Consider the following 20,397-nt stretch of genomic DNA (forward strand, 5'->3'; position numbering starts at 1 on the left):
AGATGCTCCTTATCTCAAGGGGCGGTTTCATTCAAACTTTCCTCGCGGTCAAACCGCTCTTATTTATACCATTTTGAAACTTTAAAAGTTAAAGCGCGCAACGCATAGGTTGTACCTGCTCAAATACCCTAGATTGCTGTCCTGGCTTTAGTGACATCACTTAACTTTGCATCAAATTTAACCCATTTGACGCCGCGACAAAATGCGGGTTGTCCATAACCTCTTTGCCATATTCGAGTTCCTCAAACGTATCGATCCTATACACATTGCCGCCTGCCCCTTTAAGAACTGCATGCGCGGCGCCCGTATCCCATTCCATGGTACGACCAAGACGGGGGTACAGATCTGCTGCGCCACGCGCGATAAGACAAAACTTCAAAGATGACCCTGCGCTTTTGGATTGAACAGGGTTATATTTTCTCAGAAAAGCCTCAGTTTCCTCATTTGAATGCGAGGCCGATTTTACCGCGATAATCTTCTGCCCATCTACAGCGCGACAGTTGATCTGCGCAATCTGGCCACGCTTATCAATGCGGCTTGCATCGCTTTCTACATAAGACAAACCGTCAAAATCACGATAAAATAAATCACCACTCACGGGCACATATACCACGCCCAACGCCGCTTTACCCTGCACGATCAGCGCAATATTAACCGTAAATTCTCCAGTTTTTTTAATAAATTCTTTTGTGCCGTCCAGCGGATCTACCAAGAAGAATATCGCATCTCTCTGTCGATCAACGTCGGTATAGGTTTCCTCAGAGACAATGGGAATATCTGGTACAAGCTCAGCGAGCGTGGTCGCGATTGCCTTATCTGCCCGCAAATCAGCCAGCGTCAAAGGGCTTTCATCGCTTTTAATCTGAACACCGAAATCGCTTCGAGCGTAGATATCTAAGATTTCAAGCCCCGCCAAAACCGCGGCTTTGCGCATCGAAGCTACTAAATCTGGATATTTTTCTTTTAGGCTATTCGTCAACATCGCCGGGCTTTCTGCTTTTGCTCATCTTGACTAAGCGTTAATGTCGTTTTCTTTCAGTTTTGCAAGAGGTTGAGCTTGCATTTCCAAGATCAAATCAACCCTGGCTAATAAAATTTATCGAGCAGGACGCGCTTCATGCGCATCAGACCAACCAAATATCTTATTTTTGGGGATCGTCAGCTCTGATCTGTAAAAACCCGTCACGAGCACGCCTATGATTGGGCAGAGCGCAGGCTATCCAGGCCTATGCCCTGCAAAAACCGAATTCCCCAGATAGGCCAAAGCCCCAAAACCTTCGAAATCCATAAGGTAAATCGATTTTTCGTTTGCAACTATCCCCATTCTAACGCTCTTCAGGCATAGGCCGAAGCGGACCATAAACTATAACGTAACGGCTTGCCCAAGGCGCGCCGAGTCTTGCGCAGCTTGCCCCATGCGTACCGCCCAAATGCCATCGTTCAAACTTACTTCCACCGCACGTCCTTGTCGCACAACCGCTAAAAACCGCTGATGCTGATAAAAGGTCGATCCATTGTGATCTCCTGCCTCTAGCAAAGCCGGATCGACCGGAATTGCAAGCTCTTCGCGCAGGCCAGAATGGCGCGGCGAAATCACCAGCTTTGGATCTGGGGCGCGCTGCGATTGGTTCATCCAAAACCGCGTTGGTCCGGGCACGAATGCCTCGATCTTGCCGCGCGGACCCACAACGGATATTTCTTCCTGAAAATGCGCCCCTTCAGCAAACATACATAATTCTAGCATTGCCTTCGTACCATTTTCGAAATCTACGATCACATAACCATGATCCCAAATATCAGGAACGGCGCCCGCATAAGTTTCGTCTAAATGGTTCACAGCCTGACCACCGCTGGCCATGATCCGCGTTGGATTAGATCCGGTCAACAGGCGCATCAGGTCAAAAAAATGACAACATTTTTCGACAAAGGTGCCGCCACTATTGACATTAAAGCGGTTCCAATCGCCAACTTTTTCCAAGAACGGAAATCGGTGCTCGCGGATGCTTAACATCTTCAAACCGCCTGTCACGCTTTCAAAGCGATCTTTCAAGGCTGCAATGGGCGGCATGTAGCGATATTCCATGGCCACCCAGACAGGCGCGTTATATTGGGTTTTAAAAGCCTCAACGCGGGCCAAATCCTGAGCATTGGTGAATAAGGGTTTTTCAACCAAAACGGGGCGTGCCGGATAGTGGGCGATGCGCTCTAATTGCTCCAAATGAACATGATTGGGCGATACGATCACCAAACAATCAAGATCTTCACGCGCCAGAAGCTGATCCAAACTCTCAACAAAAACTGCGTCCGGGGCGAGGCCTTGCGCAGCCTGGCGCATCTTTGAATCTGGTTCAAAAATTGCCACCACAGCTGTTGCGGGCAAAAGAGCTATATTGCGCAGATGTTCTTGCCCCATCATACCACAGCCTATAATCCCATAGCGGGTTATTTCTTGCATTCTGTTACCTTATTTAATGCGCGCCACATAGCGCGCTACGTTTGTGTCAATCCAGTTTTGAGAATATTCAACCGTCTCACCGGTTTGCGACCGGCTTAACCGCGCCGCAAAAAGGCAGGGCGTACCTGGCCTTGGGTCAAACCCATCTGGTGCCCATTGCGGCACCGGCTCTAGCCCCAATTGATCTTCGGCTTCGGTAATCCAAAGATTGAGAACATTGCGGTAATAAAGATAAAGCGAATGAGACAATTCGCTTGTGCTAAGCTGCGCTGCTTGATCCCCGTCCAACCAAATTTCTTCAAGCACCGCCGGCTGCGCGTTAAGCGATCTTAACCTGCGAATGCGATAGGCCTTTGACGCCGGCCCAAAGGCCGGAAATGCAGCGGGCTTTGGCAATAAATCAACATTCAAAACCTGCGCGGTTGGCAAACCCCCGCCATCGATCAGCTCAACACGGAAGAAAGAATAAACCGAATTGGGCGTGGCGCCCGTTTTCACATAATTTCCTGAGCCTTGACGCTTCTCCAAAAGCCCTTTCGAATTCATATCATCCAATGCTTTACGCAACGTGCCCACTGAAATGCCCAATTCGGCAGCCATTTGCCTTTCCGGCGGCAAACGTGCGCCATCCAAATACCGCCCCGCCGCGATATCGCGGATAAGCATTTCGCTTATCTGAACATAGGTCGGCAGTACGGTTTTCATCGGTGTTTATCATCCGCCTTACGAAAATTGATATACTATTGATTTACATAAACTCAGGTGCTACGCAAGGCGCAAAAGACAAAAAGGATCCCTGAAATATGACCATCGTCCCCATCACGTCAACAGAGTTAGACGCGGTCGAAGTCTCCTGGTTTTCCGCGCTGTGTTCAGATGATTTTCAATATCTTGGCGTGCCTGATGGCACGCTGCGATCCTCATGGGCCCATTGCAGTAACATCGTTAAAAAAGCCGAAGCGCAGGGTTTTCGGAACATTCTATGCCCCTCCTCATATCAGGTTGGCCAAGATACGCTGAGCTTTGTCGCCGGCTGCGCTCCGATAACCGAAAAGATCAACCTGCTGGCCGCTGTGCGGTGTGGAGAAATGCAACCCATCATGCTGGCGCGCACGATTGCCACGTTGGACCATATGCTGGAAGGGCGCCTTACGGTGAATATCATCAGCAGCGATTTCCCCGGCGAAAAAGCAGATAGTGCGTTTCGCTATCAACGCTCGCGTGAAGTTGTTGAAATTCTCAAACAAGCCTGGACGCAAGATGAAATCAACTATCAGGGCCAAGTGTATAATTTTTCCGGCCTCACCACAGATCCAGCAAAACCCTATCAGACCGGTGGGCCTTTATTGTATTTTGGCGGTTATTCTCCCGCCGCGCTGGAATTATGTGGGCAACATTGCGATGTCTATTTGATGTGGCCCGAGCCAAAAGAGCAAATCGCGGAGCGTATGCGCGCCGTCAACGCGGTTGCCGAACGCTATGAGCGCAGTTTGGATTACGGATTGCGCGTGCATGTGATCGTGCGCGATACTGAACAAGAAGCGCGCGAATATGCGCAACACCTGGTATCAAAACTTGAGGATGATGCTGGCCGTGCCATTCGCGAACGGGCGCTGGACAGCACATCGCTAGGCGTGGCGCATCAAGCCAAAAATCGCGATCTTGCGGATATGGAAGGCTTTGTTGAACCGCATCTTTGGACAGGTGTGGGCCGCGCCCGCTCGGGCTGCGGTGCGGCGATTGTTGGTTCAACTGATCAAGTCTTATCTGAACTTGAATCCTATCAAAAAATGGGAATCCGCGCCTTTATTCTTTCCGGATATCCGCATATGGAAGAATGCGAACATTTTGGAACCCGCGTTATGCCGCAATTGAACACCTGTTCCTTACCACAAGCTTACGGTCGGCAACCAAACACAAACCCATTAACACCCCTCGGGGCAGGAGAGCGCCGCTAATGCAACGCATTGAACTTACATCTTCTTTAAGCCTGTCGCGGGTTATCTATGGCATGTGGCGCTTGGGCGATGATTCTGACACCAGCATAAGTCACATCCGCAACAAGGTCGCAGCCTGCTTAGAGCAGGGCATCACCACCATGGATCAGGCCGATATTTATGGCGGCTATATGGCTGAAGAATTGCTCGGGCAGGCTTTGCAAGGAACCGATCTGCGCAATAAAATCGAAATCGTTACCAAATGCGATATTGTGGCGCCCGTAGGCCGGTATGAAACTGCGTCGGTGAAACATTACGATACCAGCCGCGCACATATTCTAGCCTCGGTCGATCATTCGCTCCGCCTGATGGGAGTTGATCACATCGATTTGCTTTTATTGCATCGCCCAGACCCTTTGATGGACCATCTGGAAACCGGCACGGCGCTTGATGAGCTGGTGACCAGCGGCAAAATCCGCAGCGTGGGTGTGTCCAATTTCAAACCCTATGATTGGGACTTGCTTCAATCCGCGATGAAGCAAAAACTGGCCACCAATCAAATTGAACTTAGCGTTCTTGAACACAACGCGCTGACCAATGGCGATGTAGCGTTTCATCAGCGTCATGGCACGCCGCTGATGGCGTGGTCGCCTTTGGCCGGCGGGCGCCTTTTCCAAGATGCCCATGCTGACGTGTTGTCGGTGCTTGCTGAAATTGGCGCAAAGCAAGGCAAAGCCGCCGACGCCGTGGCAATCGCGTGGCTTTTGGCGCATCCTGCCAATATTCTTCCTGTTTTGGGCACCAACAATATGCGGCGCATTCAATCACTGTCAGATTGCACCGATATCGCTTTGTCGCGCGAAGAGTGGTTTGAAATCTACACAGCCGCTTTAGGGCATGAGGTGGCTTAATGGTCAACGCGGTTCAGCCTCTAGGGGCATCCGACACGCCGTTTGACAGCGGCGCGTTTCGCTCGGCTTTGGGGCGCTTTGCAACGGGTATCACGATCATTACATGCTCGCATGACGGGCAGCCTATGGGCATCACGGCCAACAGCTTTGCCAGCGTGTCGCTGGATCCGCCCCTGGTCCTTTGGTCGCCGGCAAAAGCCTCGCGCCGTCACCTCGCCTTCAGCCAAGCAACCCATTTTGCAATTCATATCTTGGAAGCGGGTCAGGAAGCACTTTGCCATAGCTTTGCCCGACCGGGGGACGGCTTTAAAAACCTTGAGTGGCAAACAGGCGCACAAAATGTGCCTTTGTTTCCCGGCTGTTTGGCCCGTTTTGAATGCAGTTTATACGCACAACACGACGCAGGCGACCATACGATCATTATCGGACATGTGGACCGTTTTGAAAAAAACGAGGGCACGCCGCTCGTGTTCAGCCAAGGCGCGTATCTGAAAACCCACGCATGAAGGCGGTTTATGCGTTGCGCCCATGGCCCAATCGCAAACTGCTTTAGAGCCTTTAATATCAACATCATCACCGAAAGAAATTGCGTCTGTGGCATTGCTGTTTTACGGCCCGCGCCGATATCCGCGATCACACCTGAAAAATAAGCCAATGGCTCGCGTGATGTTTTCCATTGATACAGGTTTTGCCATTCACACAATACACAGGATCGGCTTCGGATCTGGCGGTCGTTTATCCCCAGGGCGGTGGAGTTTTGCTCAAGAATGCGTCTATTCCCTGCGCCGCTTCTACGCCTTCCCAAACATCCGCCAGCGCCGAGATCGTATATTCAATAATCGCATCATCGATTGCTGGGCCCAGTTTCCGCGCCAAACGTTTGGATGCAGCCACCGCGCCGGGCGCCACCTGTAAATACGGGTTGATTTCATCTTCAAGGCGCGCTTCGACCGCCTCTGCGGGAAGATAATCGGCGATTAAATCCAGATCTTTGGCTTCAGCAGCGCCAAAAATTTTGGCGGACATGAAGACGCGGCGCGCCTTACCCTCGCCCATCCGCGCAATCACATAAGGGCTTATGGTGGCCGGAATAAGCCCTAAACGCGTTTCCGTCAGGCCAAATTTTGTGGTGTCTTCAGCGATCGCAACATCGCAAATAGCCGCCAACCCAACCCCTCCGCCATAGGCGCCGCCCTGCAAAACACCAATGAGCGGTTTCGGCAAAGTGTTGAGCCGTTTTAGCATCTGCGCCAATTTACGCGCCTCAGCCATCCGCCCTGCGCGATCCGCGGCGATCTGCGCCTTCATCCATTCCAAATCACCACCGGCGCAAAACACGCGCCCACGACCGCGCAACACCACCACGCGCACGGCATCCATAGCGCTAACTGTTTGTGCAAATTCATGCAGATCGGCAATCATCTGGCCGGAAAATGCGTTGCGCTTTTCAGGCCGGTTCAACGCGACGGTCAAGACGCCACGCGCATCGCAGGAAAGATCGAGCGTTTCAAATTTAGGCAGCTCCATGCACCAACCCCTTTGCCATCCGAGCCGCTTTTTCCAATTTTATCAGATCAAGGCCGGTTTCAAACCCCTGCGCTTGCATCAAAGCGGCAACCGCCTCAGTGGCAACATTGCCTTTGGCGCCCGGCGCATAGGGGCACCCGCCTAGGCCGCCAATCGCGGCGTCAAACACCCGGATCCCATACCCCAGCGACAGCAAGATATTTTCAAGCGCCCGTTGATTGGTATCGTGGTAATGCCCGGCTAAAGCACTTGCCGGTACACTGTCAAGAACCGCCTGAAGGGTTTTATCCAAGCGCTCCGGCGTGGCCTGACCAATCGTATCGCCCAGGCTAATTTCATAACATCCCATGTCAAACAAAGCCTGTGCCACCCAAGCCGTGCGCTGCGGTGACACCGCCCCCTCATAGGGGCAATCAGTGATACATGACACATATCCCCGCACCGGAATGCCCGCGGTTTTCGCCGCCGCCATCATCGGGATAAACCGGGCAAGGCTGTCCTCGATCGAGCAATTGATATTGGCTTTGCTAAAGGCCTCGGAGGCAGCGCCAAAAATAGCAATCTCATCTGCCGAGGCATTTTTTGCCGCCTCAAACCCCTTCATATTCGGGGTCAATGCCGTATAGCTTATGCCCGGCACGCGGATCAGTCCAGCCATCACCTGCGCAGCATCAGAAAGCTGCGGCACCCATTTTGCCGAGACAAAGCTGGTGACTTCGATTTTGGACAGCCCGCATTCTGACAGCGCATTCACCAAGGCAATTTTATCCGCTGTGGCAATCGGCGCGGCCTCATTTTGCAGCCCATCCCGTGGACCCATTTCAAACACAGTGACCCGCTCGCCCATTTATCCCTACACCGCTTATTGCCCATCTCAAATGCGGGCACGCCAATCTTGCCCGCTTACGCCCAAGAGCGCAAACCTATTTCAGCAATTATCCATGACAAACTAAAAATTGAGATTGTGCTTAAAGCAGCAACCCGTCACAAAGCGAGAAGAGAAAAAAATAGGGTGATATGATGATTGAGGAAAAGCCCGGACTATTAGCGCAGGTTCGCGATAAATTTGCCCATGTCGATAGCTGCCCGTTTACCGGCCCACGCGTGTTTTTCGAAAATGCAGGCGGCGCCTTAACGCTGAAATCAACCGTTGAAACATCTGCAAAATTTGCGGCTATTCCCGACAATCAAGGGCGGGATAATCCGGCCAGCCATGCGCTTATGGCGATTATCAAGAAAGCAAAAGATCAATCTCATGTGTTGTTCAACGCGCCAGATGGTCAATTTTTTGTGGGGGAAAGCGGCACTGAATTATTGTTTCGCATGGTGCGCACGGCCGTGATGGCGGCGCCTGAGGGCGGCGTTGTTCTGGGGTCCAGCGTAGAGCACCCTGCCTCGCGCAGCGCCGCGCAGCATTGGGCAAAGGCGACAAACCGTCCCTATATCAGCGTGCCCCATAATCAAGAAACCGGCGCCGTTGAGGCGGCGAATTACGCGGCTCATGTAACGCCCGATACACGAGTTGCCACCATTTTGCATACCTCCCCCGTGACCGGAATGGGAATGGATGTTGCGGCTATTTCAGCCGCAATACGCGCCGTGGCGCCTGATTGCTTTATCATCGTTGACGGGATTCAACATGCGGCGCATGGCGCGCTAAACCTTGCCAGCTATCATGTCGATGGCTATGCAATCTCGCCCTATAAAATGTTTTCGCGCCATGGGTTTGGCTATGGGTGGATTTCTGATCGTTTAAGCAAGCTTGATCATGAAACCTTGTTAAACGGCCCTGCAGAAAATTGGGAACTTGGCACGCGCGATACCGGCGCCTATGCCACAATTTCAGATATCGTTGACTATTTGGATTGGTTGGGCTGTCAGTTTAGCGATAGCGGCGATTTGCGCAAACGGCTTGAAGCCGCGTCATGGGCCATTCAGCACCACGAAAAAGCGCTAACAGATGCCATTTTATATGGGTCTGATAATTTGCCGGGTATACGAGACATGGATGGGATTGAAGTTATTGGCGGCTATGAAAACCCACGCCGCGAGGGCTTGGTTGCGCTGCGCGTGACCGCGCAGGCCTCAAGCGATGTGGTCGCTGCGCTGAACAGCGCCGGTATTCGCACCCATACCCGCAAAGCTGATCACTATTCGGGCAATATCTTATCCCCGATGGGATGGTCCGATTGCATCCGCATATCGCTGTGCCACTATAATTCCAAAAGCGAAGTCCGCCAATTGCTATCGGCGCTGAAAGAGATCACAGAGACCACGAACTGATTTCTGGCCGCCGGGCGCAACCCGCGCCAGAGGGCCAGAAATCAGCTCTGTATTATTCGCGCCAGCGCTTATTCAGATGATCGACGATCTGATCGCGCGCCTGGCGATAAGAGGCCATTTTTACCTCGCGGCTCTCGCCCAATTCCGTCGGATCCATTATCGGCCAATATTCTACCTCTAGATGAAAAAAGCGGGTTAATTCCAAAGCGCGTTGCTGGCTTGCAGGCGATAGAGCCACCACCAAATCAAACGCAGAGAGGTGATCGCCCCCCTGCGCCATTTCATCAAAACTACGGGTGCGGTGACGCGACAGCTCAACGCCAATTTCTTCGCAGACGCTGATCGCAAATCCGTCAATTTCAAGATCATTCATCACGCCCGCCGATTGCACATAAATTTCAGTGCCATAGAGCTTTTTCATAATGCCTTCCGCCATAGGAGAGCGCACGGCATTATGGTCACAACAAAATAAAATAGATTGGGGCAAAGTATCCGACATATTATTCACCCCCAAAATGCAAAACGCAAATAAGTGTAAACAAGCGGCGCGCCGTATCATTATCAATTTCGGCCTTATCAACCAACCGTTCGCTCAGAATCCGCGCGCCTTCATTATGAATGCCGCGACGGGCCATATCGACGGTTTCAATCTGGCTGGGTGGCATATGTTTCACAGCATCGTAATAGCTTTCACAAATCGCCCAGTAATCCTTGACCACCTGCCGAAACGGGGAAAGCGACAGATGAAATTCAGCCACTTTCACCTGCGTTTCAGTGCCCACATCAAAAACCAAGCGTTTTTCTTTAATTGAAAGACGCACGCGATACGGCCCAGGCGCAATGTCGCGCTGGCCGCGCGCCGGCAAAACAAAATTATTTTGTTCTAACAGATCAAACATCGCCACGCGGCGCTCTTGTTCAATCTCCGGTGTGGGAACCGGCAGATTTTGATCATCGATCTCTATATGCACAATATGGGTCATCAGACATCCATCAAACGTTGGTAGTTGCAATTGCAAAAAAGGGCAGAGCGCGCGCAGTCAAAGACAAGCCTACCCTTTATTCGTTATTGAATTTTAATCGGATCAGATCCGAAAGACCAGAGCAGAGACAGCCACTTAATCAGCCCCATCATTCAATTTACGCAGCCGCGCCGTGACCGACAGCGCATGCGCCTGCAGGCTTTCCGAGCTCGCCAAAATTTCAGCCGCCGGCCCAATGGCGCGTAACGCCTCTGGGCGCATCATCGCAAGGGTGGTGCGTTTGAGAAAATCCATCACAGACAGCCCACTGCTGAAACGGGCAGAGCGGGCGGTGGGCAAGACGTGATTTGGACCTCCAATATAATCGCCAATGGCTTCGGGCGTCCAACCGCCCAAAAAGATCGCCCCTGCATGGGTAATCTGCGCGCTCAAGGCTTTGGGATCTGCCACACATAGTTCCAAATGTTCGGGGGCGATACGATCGCTTAATGCAACCGCCTCACGCAGGCTGGACACGGTGATGATCGCGCCAAAATCGCGCCAGCTGGCCGCGGCGATCTCGCGACGTTCAAGCGTTTTAAGCTGATTTTCGACCGCATCGGCAACCGCAACGGCAAATTCTGGATCATCCGTGATCAATATAGATTGCGCGTTTGCATCATGTTCGGCTTGGCTTAACAAATCCAAGGCAATCCAATTGGGATCATTTTCAGCATCCGCAATCACCAATATTTCGGAGGGGCCAGCGATCATATCAATGCCCACCTTTCCAAATACGCGGCGTTTTGCGGCGGCGACATAGGCATTGCCTGGGCCAGTAATCTTATCAACAGGCGCGATCGTCTGGGTCCCATAGGCAAGAGCAGCGATCGCTTGCGCACCGCCAATACGATACACCTCATCTACACCCGCGATTTTACAAGCCAGCAAAACCAGCGGATTTAAAATACCACCCGGGCAAGGCACCACAACGCTTAGACGGCTTACTCCGGCCACTTTCGCCGGGATCGCATTCATCAAAACCGAAGAGGGATAGCTGGCAAGCCCGCCTGGAACGTACAGACCTGCCGCTGATATGGGCGTCCAGCGCCAGCCTAATTCAGCGCCCGTGCTATCGGTCCAATAGGCATCTTCAGGTTTTTGCTTTTCGTGATAGGCGGTGATGCGCGCCGCGGCCAGTTCCAAGGCAGAGCGCTCTTTCGCTCCAACCTGCGCGCAAGCAGCTTCAATTTCTGCGGTGGAAATTTGCAACTCCTCAGCGCGCAGCGTAACCCCGTCATATTTTTCTGTTAAGTCCAGAACCGCAGCATCACCGCGCCGTTGCACATCCGCGATGATCCGAGCGACACTGCTATCAACATCCGGGCTGTCTTCGCGTTTTGCAGATAAAAGCGCCGTAAAATTCTTTTCAAAATCTGCGTCTTGAGTGTTTAGTAAAACTGGCATTTTGCGCTCCTACTTTCGCATAGCAATTAGCGCCTCTTCGGCCAAGCCTCAAGCCCAAGAGGGGGTTTAAACGCTATGAGTAGGTATGCGGCCTGAGGGCGCGATATAAGGTTTCGTGACATCCCGAAGCGATATCTCGAGCGCCGAAATTTGTATTTTGATCGCTGCAGAGCCAGAAAATGTAAGTTGGACATCTTCACAGGCGCCTTCACCCTCTTGATACGACAGGGACAAAAGCGCCAAAACGGCTTTGGGGGTGCTGCGATCAATCCCGATCGAGGCGACATGGCGAACGTGATCAATCACGAGCAATGATTGCACGCGTTCGACGGGGCGTTTTTGCTGTTTTGCATGATCTTTATCTTCCCAGCGAAATCGGTTGAGCAGAACCACCAATTGCCGATATTTCTGGCGCCATTTGATTTCAGAAACCGGCACCACGGCATCCTGCAGAAAGGCTGACATCACCTCAATATCTGCCGGATCAATTGCTCCGATATATAAAGGCTTTTCAACGCCGTCTTGAAAGCGGGCATCCTGCGTCATCAGGATGAAACCCTTTCCACTTTGGCCCCAACAGCCTGCAATTTTGCCTCTAATTTTTCATAGCCGCGATCCAAATGATAGACACGGCTGACCACGGTTTCACCCTCCGCCGCCAAACCTGCCAAAATTAAAGATACTGAAGCGCGCAAATCAGTGGCCATGACCGGCGCACCCTTTAAGTGATCCACGCCAGACACAGTTGCCACCCCGCCTTGCACATCAATCCGCGCGCCCATGCGCATCAATTCAGGCGCGTGCATAAACCGGTTTTCGAAAATGGTTTCCTCTAACACGCTGGTGCCTTTTGCCGTGCATAAAAGCGCCATCATCTGCGCCTGAAGGTCGGTTGGAAACCCCGGAAACACTTCCGTTTTAATGTTCACGCTTTTTAAAACATCGCTGCGCCGAGACACCTGCAGCCCGCCTGCGGTTTCGACAACATCCACCCCAATTGCGTCTAATTTCTCGCAAAACGCAGAGAGCAAATTGATCCGCCCCCCAATAATTCAACTTGCCCCCCCGCAATCACCGGCGCCAGCATATAAGTGCCCAGCTCGATACGATCGCTCACAACGGGATGCGTTGCGCCATGCAACCGTTCAACGCCTTGGATGGTGATGGTGTCACTACCGCCGCCATCAATTTGCGCCCCCATTTTGCCAAGACAGTCGATCAAATCGACGATCTCAGGCTCGCGCGCGGCATTCTCTAACACCGAAACGCCCTTGGCAAGGCTGGCCGCCATGATAAAATTCTCGGTCGCGCCAACCGAGGCAAATCGCAAGCGATGCTGTGCCCCGCGCAGGCCCCCAATTGGCGCTTTGGCATGCAAATAGCCCTCTTTTAAATCGATCTCGGCGCCCAGCGCTTCCAATGCGCTGATATGTAAATCCATCGGACGCGCGCCGATCGCGCAGCCCCCGGGCAGCGATACAACCGCCTGTCCAAACCGCGCCAAAAGCGGCCCCAGCACCAGATTTGACGCACGCATTTTGCGCACAAGATCATAATCTGCCGTTAAATTTTCAATCTTATGCGAAGATAATGCCACCACCAGCCCGTCATTCATGCTGGAGACTTCTGCCCCGAACGAGCGCAGCAAAGATGACATCGTTGCGATATCGGATAAGCGCGGTGCATTGGTCAGGGTCAGCGGCTCTTCGCTTAGCAAGGTGGCTGGCATCAAGGTTAAGCAGGCATTTTTTGCCCCTGCAATTGGAATTTCCCCATGCAAAGCGCCATTTCCGGTGACCAAAATTGAATCCATATTTTATTCCTTTTTGGCGGGCTGAGCCGCGGTTTCACCCGGCTCCCCCGCTTTGGCTTTCGCCTGCGCTTTGCGTTTCGCCAGATTTGATTTCAGCGCCTGTTTTAAGCGCTGGTCGCGCTGCTCGGCGCCAGATCCGGATCCGGAAGCTTTGGGTTTCTGCGTCATGGCGCTTGCTTACAACATCAAAGAAAACGCGTCTAGTTTTGACTTGCGTGGCAGATGATTCCCGTCTACTCACGCGCTGGAAGTTGCTGTAGTAGCTCAGTGGTAGAGCACTCCCTTGGTAAGGGAGAGGTCGGGAGTTCAATCCTCCCCTACAGCACCATAAATTTCACGCAAAAAAAATAATACCAGTGATTTAGCCAGCTGACCAACGCCTGTGTGATTTGGACATCAGGGCAAGAAACTGCACGAAATTGCAGAGCAATCGATGTCGGTTTGGGCACAGTGCTAAAAAAGCCCGGGCTTGATGTTTTGGCGACTGATGCATAATTTGGCTGCCATTTTTAATGATATGTTTGACAGGGTTTGTGAAAAACCCTTAAAAACGTAAAAAAGCCCGCTTGCGCGGGCTTTTCTTTATTGCTTTGAGTTGCGCTTAACCTTGCAGAAGGCTCAGCACGTTTTGCTTCGAGGCGTTAGCCTGCGCCAGCATCGCTGTTGACGCTTGCTGTAAAATCTGAGATTTGGCCAGCGAAGTGGTTTCAGCTGCAAAATCTGCATCTTCAATGCGACCACGACCTGCAGCCAAATTTGAACTGATGCTCGTCAGATTATTAACAGTGCTATCTAAGCGGTTAGATACTGCACCCAAATTTGCACGTTGAGCGTTAACTTTTTCTATTGCAGTGTCAATAGTTGCGATAGCCGCGCTTGCATTTGCTTGAGTATTGATTTGCAATGCCGCTGTAGTAGTTCCTGGAGTGGCTGAGACATTTGACACTAAATTTGCTGTATCATGAACGGCTGTTACTTTAATTGCAGTAGCCCCAGCAGTTCCTTGTGCAACGGTAAAAGTCATTCCAGCTAATTCACCAGCGTCTGTTTTGGCGTCAATTGCTGCTTGTAGAGCCGCTATCATACCGGCTGCGCTATTCGCATATGCTCCACTGGAAACGTCTGCTGATATTGCTACATTGTTTATCAAGAAATCAACATCCTGAGGGAACTGATTAGCCGCAGCCTTAATTTCATATACAACCGTGCCTGTCCCATTATCCGTGATAGTGTTTGTAGTAAGGGTCGCGCCAGCAGAGTCGTCATGGGTTGTTTGCCCACCTGCGGGTTCACCAAAGTTTACTTGCTTCCCAATTGTCAACGTACCATCGGCATTTACAGTAGCCGTAACATCACCATTAATATTGCCTCCTGTCACAGATGAGTGATCGATGATGGCTTTAAAAGCTTCAGCAATATCTTTTGATGTGATGCCAGTTGTTGCGACTGTTGCAACTGTTTTGCTAGCAGTAGCTGTAAAGTCACCAGCGACCAAGGGGTTACCCTGCCCCGTCCCATCTGGATCCACGCCGTCGATAGCATACGTATAGGTAAAGTTTGCACCAGCGTCAGCTGTGCCTTCAACCTTCAATTGAATTGTTTGGCCTTGGATGTCTATCTTGTAAAGATCTCCAACCGCTGGTGTTCCGCCAAATTGAACGGTACTCACGCCAGAAACGCTTTCACCTACTTCGACAGCAGTGGCGCCGTTGACTCCAACCGAAGCATTACCCGCAGCTACACCAAGCGCAGCACCAGTCATAGCTGTCGTCGTCGCTACAATTTCATTGTGTCCGCCACCGTGAGATCCAACATTGAACTTAAAACTTCTACCTTGGTCGATAAGACCTTTTCCCGCCCAAGTAGACACGTTAGCGATACGATCAATTTCGGCAACTAAAGCGGTGACTTCTGATTGAAGGGCAGTGCGATCTGCATCGCTGTTACTATCGTTTGATGCTTGAACGGCAAGCTCACGCATGCGCTGAAGAATGCTTTCAACTTCTTGATGCGCACCTTCTGCTGTATCAATCATGGCCTGACCGTCCATCGCGTTGCGGATCGCCTGGTTTGTACCATTGATTTCAGATGTAAGACGCGAAGCAATCGCTACGCCAGCTGCGTCGTCGGCAGCTGAGTTGATTCGTTTTCCGGTGGAAAGCCGCTCCATTGACATTTCCATCTCTTTATTCACGCTCGATGCCGCTGCTTGGGCCATCAAAGCGCCTGTCTTGGAGTGAGTAGCTCCAACCTTTCGCTAAGATATTGTAAAGACTCAACCTTATTACGAGCTGGATAATAGGCAAAAAAATGAAAGAATCATTGCCGTCATTTTAGCAGATTATTTGTTAAGTTTTACGCCAACAGCATCTTTTTCAAACAAGAATTGAATACCTCTGCTTTCTAAAAAACTGATCAGTTTTAGCATAGTAGAGACGCGATAACTCACTTCAGCTTTAGCCTGACTGCCAGAAGCCTCAAACCTGCGAATGGTTGCAATGGCTACACCAGAACCTTCAGCCATTTTCTCTTGGTTAATCCCCAAGAGTGCTCTTGCAGCAATAATTTGCCGGGCTGAGGGAATATCCATTAAAGCTCTCCAATTTATAACGCTCATGTAACAAAAGCATTCAAAAATGCTACTAATGATATTGAATTTGATATTAAATATATTATTTATTGTATAATAAATCTAATCTAGGGCAAACGATGCATAAGTTTACCAATCAGTACCTCGAGAAAGTTAAATTGGAGCAAGGTAAATCCTTTCTTTATATTAAGGACCCCAAAACTCCCGGTCTATGGGCCGTAATTTATGCAACATCAAAGCGCTTTCACTATCGTTACCGATTTCAAAATCGTCAAAGAAATATGTCACTTGGATCTTTCCCGGCTTTAAAAACTTCTGATGCACGAGATTTAGCCCTCAAGAATGCGCGCTTAATTTCTCAAGGAATAGATCCACTAGAGCAGAAAAAGAAAATTCTAGATATTCCTACACTGAGTGACTTCTTCTATTCTTATTATCTGCCGCATGCGAAATTGCATAAAAGAAGCTCCCACATAGATGAAAGTCTTTTTAGGATCCACCTGCAGCCAATTCTTGGAACTCGAACTCTTCTGCAAATATCACCCTATCATATACAAGCTTTTGTAAGACAAAAGTCTCAGAGCAACCTGTCCAATACAATGATAAATAGTGCCCTTACTCTGCTGGGTACAATTTTCAACAAAGCTAACCAGTGGGATTTTGCAAATGTCCCAACAAGCCGAGATCTGAAAATCGATAAATTGCCCTCGCCACCTCCTTTAACAAGATATTTAAGTGACCAAGAACATAAAAGATTGTTCGCAGAATTAGAAAAAATTGAAAATGTTATGATGAAGTTCCTTATTTCATTTTTGTTGTTAACTGGCTGCCGTAAATCTGAGGCCTTACAAGCGAAGTGGACTGATTTCGACTTTAATCATCAAATATGGGTCATTCCGAAAACAAAAAGTGGTAGCTTTCGGAAAGTGCCGATATCAAACGCTGCCGTTGATTTGTTAAATAAAGTAAAACAACATCATTTAGCGAAACTGCATGGAAACTTTTTAGAAGTTACCTTTGTTAACTTTAAAACAGGGAAAGCTTATGTAAATTGCGACAAGACTTGGCGGCGGGTACGCGAGAAGGCCAAATTAGAGGATTTCAGACTGCATGACCTCAGACACTCTTTCGCCTCAATTTTGGTAAATAACGGCGTATCTATATATGAAGTACAGCATTTGCTTGGCCATTCCTCAATTCGGACAACTAATCGCTACGCCCATCTAGCGCCAGAGCGGCTACGCCAAAGTGCGGAGTTAGCAGCGCAATCTTACAATTTGGCTACAACAGTTTAACTTTAAGATATGCCTGACCAGGCTTAAGTATCGTCCAAAAGAAGCTAAGAAGCTCAATAGTTTTGATGGCTCTCTAAAGTAGCATGCATATAGCTTCTCAGCTCATCAACGAGTGCCTTTGGTTCAAGAATTTGAAAATTTCCAAGCCAATCTGGATGTAATAACTCGTGAATAAGCTCCCGATGCCCTTTACAAGTTAGGGTTACAAGCAAAGAACCATCTTTTTGTCTTTTGGATGTCTGACTTGAATGGAACTGGATGCTTTCAGCTCTTTTAGCAACAGTCGGTGCAAACAAGATTTTCACCTGCAGTTTTTCGTCGCCATGAAACACTCCAAAGCTTTCTTGTACCCATTGCTTGAAACTCCAAGTTTTAGGTTCTTCAAAGTAAGTCCCTAAAGCCTCAGCGTCTTCAATAAGGTCAAGTCTATAGATCCTGAGCTCTCCTTTGGTGGTAGACGCCACTAAATAGGAAAAGCGGCCAAATAAAAAACCGTGCGGATTTATAATTCGAGCGGATGCCCTTCTCTTTAGTTCTGATTTATAGCGCAAGCGAACTTGTTCGCTCCCAACCACTGCGGGCTCTAGAACCTGCATAATAGCATTGCGAACATGACTTTTAGGCCCAACACGTCCAATATGCGCATCCCGTTCAATAAATTCATCAAGATCATTAACTAGATGGCGCGATAACGGCTTTTGTACGGAAAGCATCTTGGTTAATCCTCTTTGCGCTGGGCCCCCATCCAAAGAGTTTAAAAGCCTTTCAAGCGCAACTTTTTCTAACGGTTCGATGTTCATAAATAAATGAATAGGTGCATCCGCTGAACCTTCTAGACGCCAGCGTTTGGTTAGATGATGATCACTGTCACGTATATGGTTGGCTTCAACTAAACCCAAGCCAATCAAAGTGCCCAACATTCTCTCAACTGTTTTACGACTACGCTCTGTTAGTTGCATCAATTCAGTTATCGTTAAGCCCATAGATCGAGCTTGTAGGTGGCCGCATAATTCAACCATATCTCTAAATTTTGCGTAACTCATTCAAACCTCTATGAATTTTATTACCCCAATAATTGACGTAATAAATTGTTATCTTTTTAGTATGAGAAGAACAACAAACTTAACTTCTAAACCTTAATAAAAAGCAACTGAAAGGACTTACAAAATGACTTCTATCACTCGCCATAATATCAAATTTGGTTCCAAAAATCCTATCCCGGTAGAGCGTATTCAGGCACACCGTCGCACTCTTACACAAGCAGTCGATGCTATTCGCGCACGGATAGATGAAACAATAGCTATTCTGAATGAGCAGCCAAGTTTACGTCAAATGCGTGCTAAAAGCTTCCGGTCACCAATGGCTAAGAAATATCGGCGGAATTTGCTCATTACAATCGGCTATGGACGTAACAACGAGGCTATATGCCCAGAATTCAAGTACAACTATTTTGATAGTTTGCCTCAAGCAATTGAATTTTTGCAGGAAACAAAAATTTTAATTTCTAAAGGCAAGTTAGATGTCCAAATAAACGCTCACTTGCAAAAGCTGTCAAAACGGGCTGAACATGCTCGGGAAAAACGAGCTGCCGTTGATACAGATCCTAAAACCAAGCACACAGAGTATCAAGATGTTGCCAAGGCTTTAGTTAATCTTTCTAAAATCCAAAACTATGAAAGAAAGACTGCTGCTTAAAAGGCAAATTTATACAACTGTAGAAACCGCCCCAGAGAAAAGAATGGGGCGGTTTTTACACATGACATTAATGCCTGGCGCGCCTCGGAACTTATGCGAAAACTTTAAGGTAAATGAGCAAAAGCTAATTCTTATTTTTGGTCAAAACTCATCCAGTTTTATATACTTAAATCATGGTATATTTTTTAACTTTACGACCTGTTAACTCCAAAACAAACAAAGACATCAAAAAACTTGTACGTCCTATAAAGCGCGCAGCGCATGCGCATAATTATGCCGTAGAGCTACACCCAACAAACAAATACGGACAGCGCGATTTACATCTGCATATTTTGATTGAAACAACCAATATCCAACAGTTCAAACAACGTCTTCAATACTTCTTAAGTGGTTGGGAACTTGCCTACATTCAAACTGCCCGTCAGCCATTGAACGCTCTTTCTTATATGTCGCGACAAAATAATGCGGAGCCAGTTCATTATAAAGGTAATTTAGCTGCGCTATGCGAGCTTTAAGCCCTTTAGCCCATAATCCAATAAACGCTCATGCTGTTTACTCAAACTTGCCAATTAAAGTTTTGAGTTCTTTGCATGCCAGAAGTGAGCCTCAAAATGAATACAAAATTAACCCAACGTGATCGCATTGCATCTCTAATCTCAGGCACAGATCCAGAGCATATATCTCCCCGATATCTATATCTTTGGAGTTCTCTTGTGCGTCTATTTTATGAAGGATTTCCTTTAACACCCGCTCAGATCAGCGTTTTAGAAAAAACAAATCGCTACAGCGCTCAAACGCGAAGCGCGCGAAGGCGCGCTAGTCAGTACAGCTTTGAAGCAAGCGCTAATAAGTTTTTCAATGAGGCAAAACCAAGATGAAACAATTGGTCGAATGCCTTCAAAAAGGCTAATATTGAATGACAAGATCAGTCCAAAACAAAACGCAGATCTCCGTTCAATTAAGCATCTCTACAACTGGTGCTATAAACAAAAAGTTTGATGCTTTAACGGATAATCTGCGGTTTCTTCATTCGCTGCACAATAAAACTATTAGCTTTAATCTTGTAAATGAGAATACCAACTCTGTATTTGTGCGCGCTGTTCCTCTTGATGCAGTCGTTTCTCAGATCTTGGAGGAGAGCGATGCAGCGATTACACCGCAATATAGCGCTGCTCCTCGTGGACGCCCTTGGGAGCCACGCATTGCAGCTGGTATTACAGCCTTGCAGCAACACAGACATTCACTAGCCGTTTCAGCGCTTCAAAGTTCAGGCCCTCGTATTATAACTACGCGAAAAGAAGCGCTTGTTCGCTATCTAAGCAAGCATCGTATATTTAAACAGCTTCCATCAGATGCAGAACTCAGCACCCTGTTTAACCTTTAATTCTCAAAGACACGCCTGTGTCACACTTTATAAAAAACTTATGCAGCTTAAGCAAAATGCTGCAGCTCTTAGTGTTTT

20 protein-coding genes, 1 tRNA gene and 1 pseudogene are annotated in these 20,397 nt (G+C 49.0%); 9 read left to right on the forward strand and 13 right to left on the reverse strand.

What is annotated here, in order from left to right; translation table 11 throughout:
- Positions 1–160: 160 nt before the first annotated feature.
- The 3 genes from cysQ to GN241_15780 form a co-directional block, all read right to left on the reverse strand.
- A complete protein-coding gene (cysQ, locus tag GN241_15770; protein XAT59321.1) occupies positions 161–934 on the reverse strand; it encodes a 3'(2'),5'-bisphosphate nucleotidase CysQ in 774 nt (257 codons plus the stop codon).
- 429 nt (positions 935–1,363) lie between these two features.
- Positions 1,364–2,455, reverse strand: coding sequence for a gfo/Idh/MocA family oxidoreductase (locus tag GN241_15775; GenBank protein ID XAT58689.1), 1,092 nt, complete (start codon positions 2,453–2,455; stop codon positions 1,364–1,366).
- Positions 2,456–2,464: 9 nt separating this feature from the next.
- Positions 2,465–3,160 carry a UTRA domain-containing protein gene (locus GN241_15780; protein ID XAT58690.1) on the reverse strand — a complete coding sequence of 232 codons (696 nt, stop codon included), beginning with the start codon at positions 3,158–3,160 and terminating at the stop codon, positions 2,465–2,467.
- A gap of 98 nt (positions 3,161–3,258) precedes the next feature.
- Here GN241_15780 and GN241_15785 point away from each other — a divergent pair, with 98 nt between their 5' ends.
- Genes GN241_15785 through GN241_15795 form a run of 3 tightly spaced genes read left to right on the forward strand, consistent with a single transcriptional unit; the run spans position 3,259 to position 5,809 of the window.
- Complete coding sequence (locus GN241_15785; protein ID XAT58691.1) at positions 3,259–4,413, forward strand: LLM class flavin-dependent oxidoreductase; 1,155 nt, start codon at positions 3,259–3,261, stop codon at positions 4,411–4,413.
- Positions 4,413–5,303, forward strand: coding sequence for an oxidoreductase (locus GN241_15790; GenBank protein XAT58692.1), 891 nt, complete (start codon positions 4,413–4,415; stop codon positions 5,301–5,303). The genes GN241_15785 and GN241_15790 overlap by 1 nt, the downstream gene beginning before the upstream one ends.
- Positions 5,303–5,809, forward strand: a complete 507-nt coding sequence (locus GN241_15795; GenBank protein XAT58693.1) for a flavin reductase — start codon at positions 5,303–5,305, stop codon at positions 5,807–5,809. Before GN241_15790 ends, GN241_15795 begins: the two co-directional genes overlap by 1 nt.
- A 229-nt stretch (positions 5,810–6,038) precedes the next feature.
- On the opposite strand, the gene GN241_15800 is transcribed toward GN241_15795, so the two are convergent.
- A complete protein-coding gene (locus GN241_15800) occupies positions 6,039–6,830 on the reverse strand; it encodes a crotonase/enoyl-CoA hydratase family protein (GenBank protein ID XAT58694.1) in 792 nt (263 codons plus the stop codon).
- On the reverse strand, positions 6,817–7,677 hold the full coding sequence (locus GN241_15805; protein ID XAT58695.1) for a hydroxymethylglutaryl-CoA lyase: 861 nt from the start codon (positions 7,675–7,677) through the stop codon (positions 6,817–6,819). Before GN241_15805 ends, GN241_15800 begins: the two co-directional genes overlap by 14 nt.
- A gap of 173 nt (positions 7,678–7,850) precedes the next feature.
- Here GN241_15805 and GN241_15810 point away from each other — a divergent pair, with 173 nt between their 5' ends.
- A complete protein-coding gene (locus GN241_15810; GenBank protein XAT58696.1) occupies positions 7,851–9,113 on the forward strand; it encodes an aminotransferase class V-fold PLP-dependent enzyme in 1,263 nt (420 codons plus the stop codon).
- Positions 9,114–9,165: 52 nt separating this feature from the next.
- Here GN241_15810 and GN241_15815 read toward each other — a convergent pair whose 3' ends face one another.
- The 5 genes and pseudogenes from GN241_15815 to murA form a co-directional block, all read right to left on the reverse strand.
- Positions 9,166–9,612: a low molecular weight phosphatase family protein gene (locus GN241_15815; GenBank protein XAT58697.1), complete on the reverse strand. Its 447-nt coding sequence runs from the start codon at positions 9,610–9,612 to the stop codon at positions 9,166–9,168.
- A gap of 1 nt (position 9,613) precedes the next feature.
- A complete protein-coding gene (locus tag GN241_15820) occupies positions 9,614–10,096 on the reverse strand; it encodes a UPF0262 family protein (protein XAT58698.1) in 483 nt (160 codons plus the stop codon).
- Positions 10,097–10,231: 135 nt separating this feature from the next.
- Entirely contained in the window at positions 10,232–11,542 is a 1,311-nt protein-coding gene (hisD, locus tag GN241_15825) for a histidinol dehydrogenase (GenBank protein XAT58699.1), read from the reverse strand.
- Between the two features lie 66 nt (positions 11,543–11,608).
- Positions 11,609–12,088, reverse strand: coding sequence for a DUF2948 family protein (locus GN241_15830; protein XAT58700.1), 480 nt, complete (start codon positions 12,086–12,088; stop codon positions 11,609–11,611).
- A pseudogene (murA, locus tag GN241_15835) lies at positions 12,088–13,355 on the reverse strand (UDP-N-acetylglucosamine 1-carboxyvinyltransferase). Before murA ends, GN241_15830 begins: the two are co-directional and overlap by 1 nt.
- A gap of 253 nt (positions 13,356–13,608) precedes the next feature.
- Here murA and GN241_15840 point away from each other — a divergent pair.
- A tRNA-Thr gene (locus GN241_15840) sits at positions 13,609–13,683 on the forward strand.
- A 273-nt stretch (positions 13,684–13,956) separates the two neighbouring features.
- On the opposite strand, the gene GN241_15845 is transcribed toward GN241_15840, so the two are convergent.
- Positions 13,957–15,573: a hypothetical protein gene (locus tag GN241_15845; GenBank protein XAT58701.1), complete on the reverse strand. Its 1,617-nt coding sequence runs from the start codon at positions 15,571–15,573 to the stop codon at positions 13,957–13,959.
- A 123-nt stretch (positions 15,574–15,696) separates the two neighbouring features.
- On the reverse strand, positions 15,697–15,945 hold the full coding sequence (locus GN241_15850) for a helix-turn-helix domain-containing protein (protein XAT58702.1): 249 nt from the start codon (positions 15,943–15,945) through the stop codon (positions 15,697–15,699).
- A gap of 119 nt (positions 15,946–16,064) precedes the next feature.
- Between GN241_15850 and GN241_15855 the strand changes: the two genes are divergently transcribed.
- The gene (locus GN241_15855; GenBank protein XAT58703.1) at positions 16,065–17,240 is read left to right on the forward strand and encodes a tyrosine-type recombinase/integrase; all 1,176 of its coding nucleotides are present in this window, start codon (positions 16,065–16,067) and stop codon (positions 17,238–17,240) included.
- Between the two features lie 53 nt (positions 17,241–17,293).
- On the opposite strand, the gene GN241_15860 is transcribed toward GN241_15855, so the two are convergent.
- Positions 17,294–18,283, reverse strand: coding sequence for a WYL domain-containing protein (locus GN241_15860; protein XAT58704.1), 990 nt, complete (start codon positions 18,281–18,283; stop codon positions 17,294–17,296).
- Between the two features lie 124 nt (positions 18,284–18,407).
- Here GN241_15860 and GN241_15865 point away from each other — a divergent pair, with 124 nt between their 5' ends.
- The 3 genes from GN241_15865 (at position 18,408) to GN241_15875 (ending at position 20,319) form a co-directional block, all read left to right on the forward strand.
- Positions 18,408–18,935 carry a hypothetical protein gene (locus tag GN241_15865; protein XAT58705.1) on the forward strand — a complete coding sequence of 176 codons (528 nt, stop codon included), beginning with the start codon at positions 18,408–18,410 and terminating at the stop codon, positions 18,933–18,935.
- A gap of 173 nt (positions 18,936–19,108) precedes the next feature.
- Positions 19,109–19,450 carry a hypothetical protein gene (locus GN241_15870; protein ID XAT58706.1) on the forward strand — a complete coding sequence of 114 codons (342 nt, stop codon included), beginning with the start codon at positions 19,109–19,111 and terminating at the stop codon, positions 19,448–19,450.
- Between the two features lie 401 nt (positions 19,451–19,851).
- Positions 19,852–20,319, forward strand: coding sequence for a hypothetical protein (locus GN241_15875; protein ID XAT58707.1), 468 nt, complete (start codon positions 19,852–19,854; stop codon positions 20,317–20,319).
- Positions 20,320–20,397: the final 78 nt, after the last annotated feature.

Source organism: Rhodobacteraceae bacterium IMCC1335 (assembly GCA_039640495.1).
GTDB lineage: Bacteria > Pseudomonadota > Alphaproteobacteria > Rhodobacterales > Rhodobacteraceae > Thalassovivens.

Coding starts and splice junctions, on each gene's coding strand:
- GN241_15775 (XAT58689.1), bottom strand. CDS start 2,455: ATGCAAGAAATAACCCGCTATGGGATTATAGGCTGTGGTATGATGGGG.
- GN241_15815 (XAT58697.1), bottom strand. CDS start 9,612: ATGTCGGATACTTTGCCCCAATCTATTTTATTTTGTTGTGACCATAAT.
- GN241_15780 (XAT58690.1), bottom strand. CDS start 3,160: ATGAAAACCGTACTGCCGACCTATGTTCAGATAAGCGAAATGCTTATC.
- GN241_15830 (XAT58700.1), bottom strand. CDS start 12,088: ATGACGCAGGATGCCCGCTTTCAAGACGGCGTTGAAAAGCCTTTATAT.
- GN241_15845 (XAT58701.1), bottom strand. CDS start 15,573: ATGGCCCAAGCAGCGGCATCGAGCGTGAATAAAGAGATGGAAATGTCA.
- GN241_15790 (XAT58692.1), top strand. CDS start 4,413: ATGCAACGCATTGAACTTACATCTTCTTTAAGCCTGTCGCGGGTTATC.
- GN241_15875 (XAT58707.1), top strand. CDS start 19,852: ATGACAAGATCAGTCCAAAACAAAACGCAGATCTCCGTTCAATTAAGC.
- GN241_15860 (XAT58704.1), bottom strand. CDS start 18,283: ATGAGTTACGCAAAATTTAGAGATATGGTTGAATTATGCGGCCACCTA.
- GN241_15785 (XAT58691.1), top strand. CDS start 3,259: ATGACCATCGTCCCCATCACGTCAACAGAGTTAGACGCGGTCGAAGTC.
- GN241_15865 (XAT58705.1), top strand. CDS start 18,408: ATGACTTCTATCACTCGCCATAATATCAAATTTGGTTCCAAAAATCCT.
- GN241_15805 (XAT58695.1), bottom strand. CDS start 7,677: ATGGGCGAGCGGGTCACTGTGTTTGAAATGGGTCCACGGGATGGGCTG.
- GN241_15820 (XAT58698.1), bottom strand. CDS start 10,096: ATGACCCATATTGTGCATATAGAGATCGATGATCAAAATCTGCCGGTT.
- GN241_15810 (XAT58696.1), top strand. CDS start 7,851: ATGATTGAGGAAAAGCCCGGACTATTAGCGCAGGTTCGCGATAAATTT.
- GN241_15800 (XAT58694.1), bottom strand. CDS start 6,830: ATGGAGCTGCCTAAATTTGAAACGCTCGATCTTTCCTGCGATGCGCGT.
- hisD (XAT58699.1), bottom strand. CDS start 11,542: ATGCCAGTTTTACTAAACACTCAAGACGCAGATTTTGAAAAGAATTTT.
- GN241_15795 (XAT58693.1), top strand. CDS start 5,303: ATGGTCAACGCGGTTCAGCCTCTAGGGGCATCCGACACGCCGTTTGAC.
- GN241_15870 (XAT58706.1), top strand. CDS start 19,109: ATGGTATATTTTTTAACTTTACGACCTGTTAACTCCAAAACAAACAAA.
- cysQ (XAT59321.1), bottom strand. CDS start 934: ATGCGCAAAGCCGCGGTTTTGGCGGGGCTTGAAATCTTAGATATCTAC.
- GN241_15855 (XAT58703.1), top strand. CDS start 16,065: ATGCATAAGTTTACCAATCAGTACCTCGAGAAAGTTAAATTGGAGCAA.
- GN241_15850 (XAT58702.1), bottom strand. CDS start 15,945: ATGGATATTCCCTCAGCCCGGCAAATTATTGCTGCAAGAGCACTCTTG.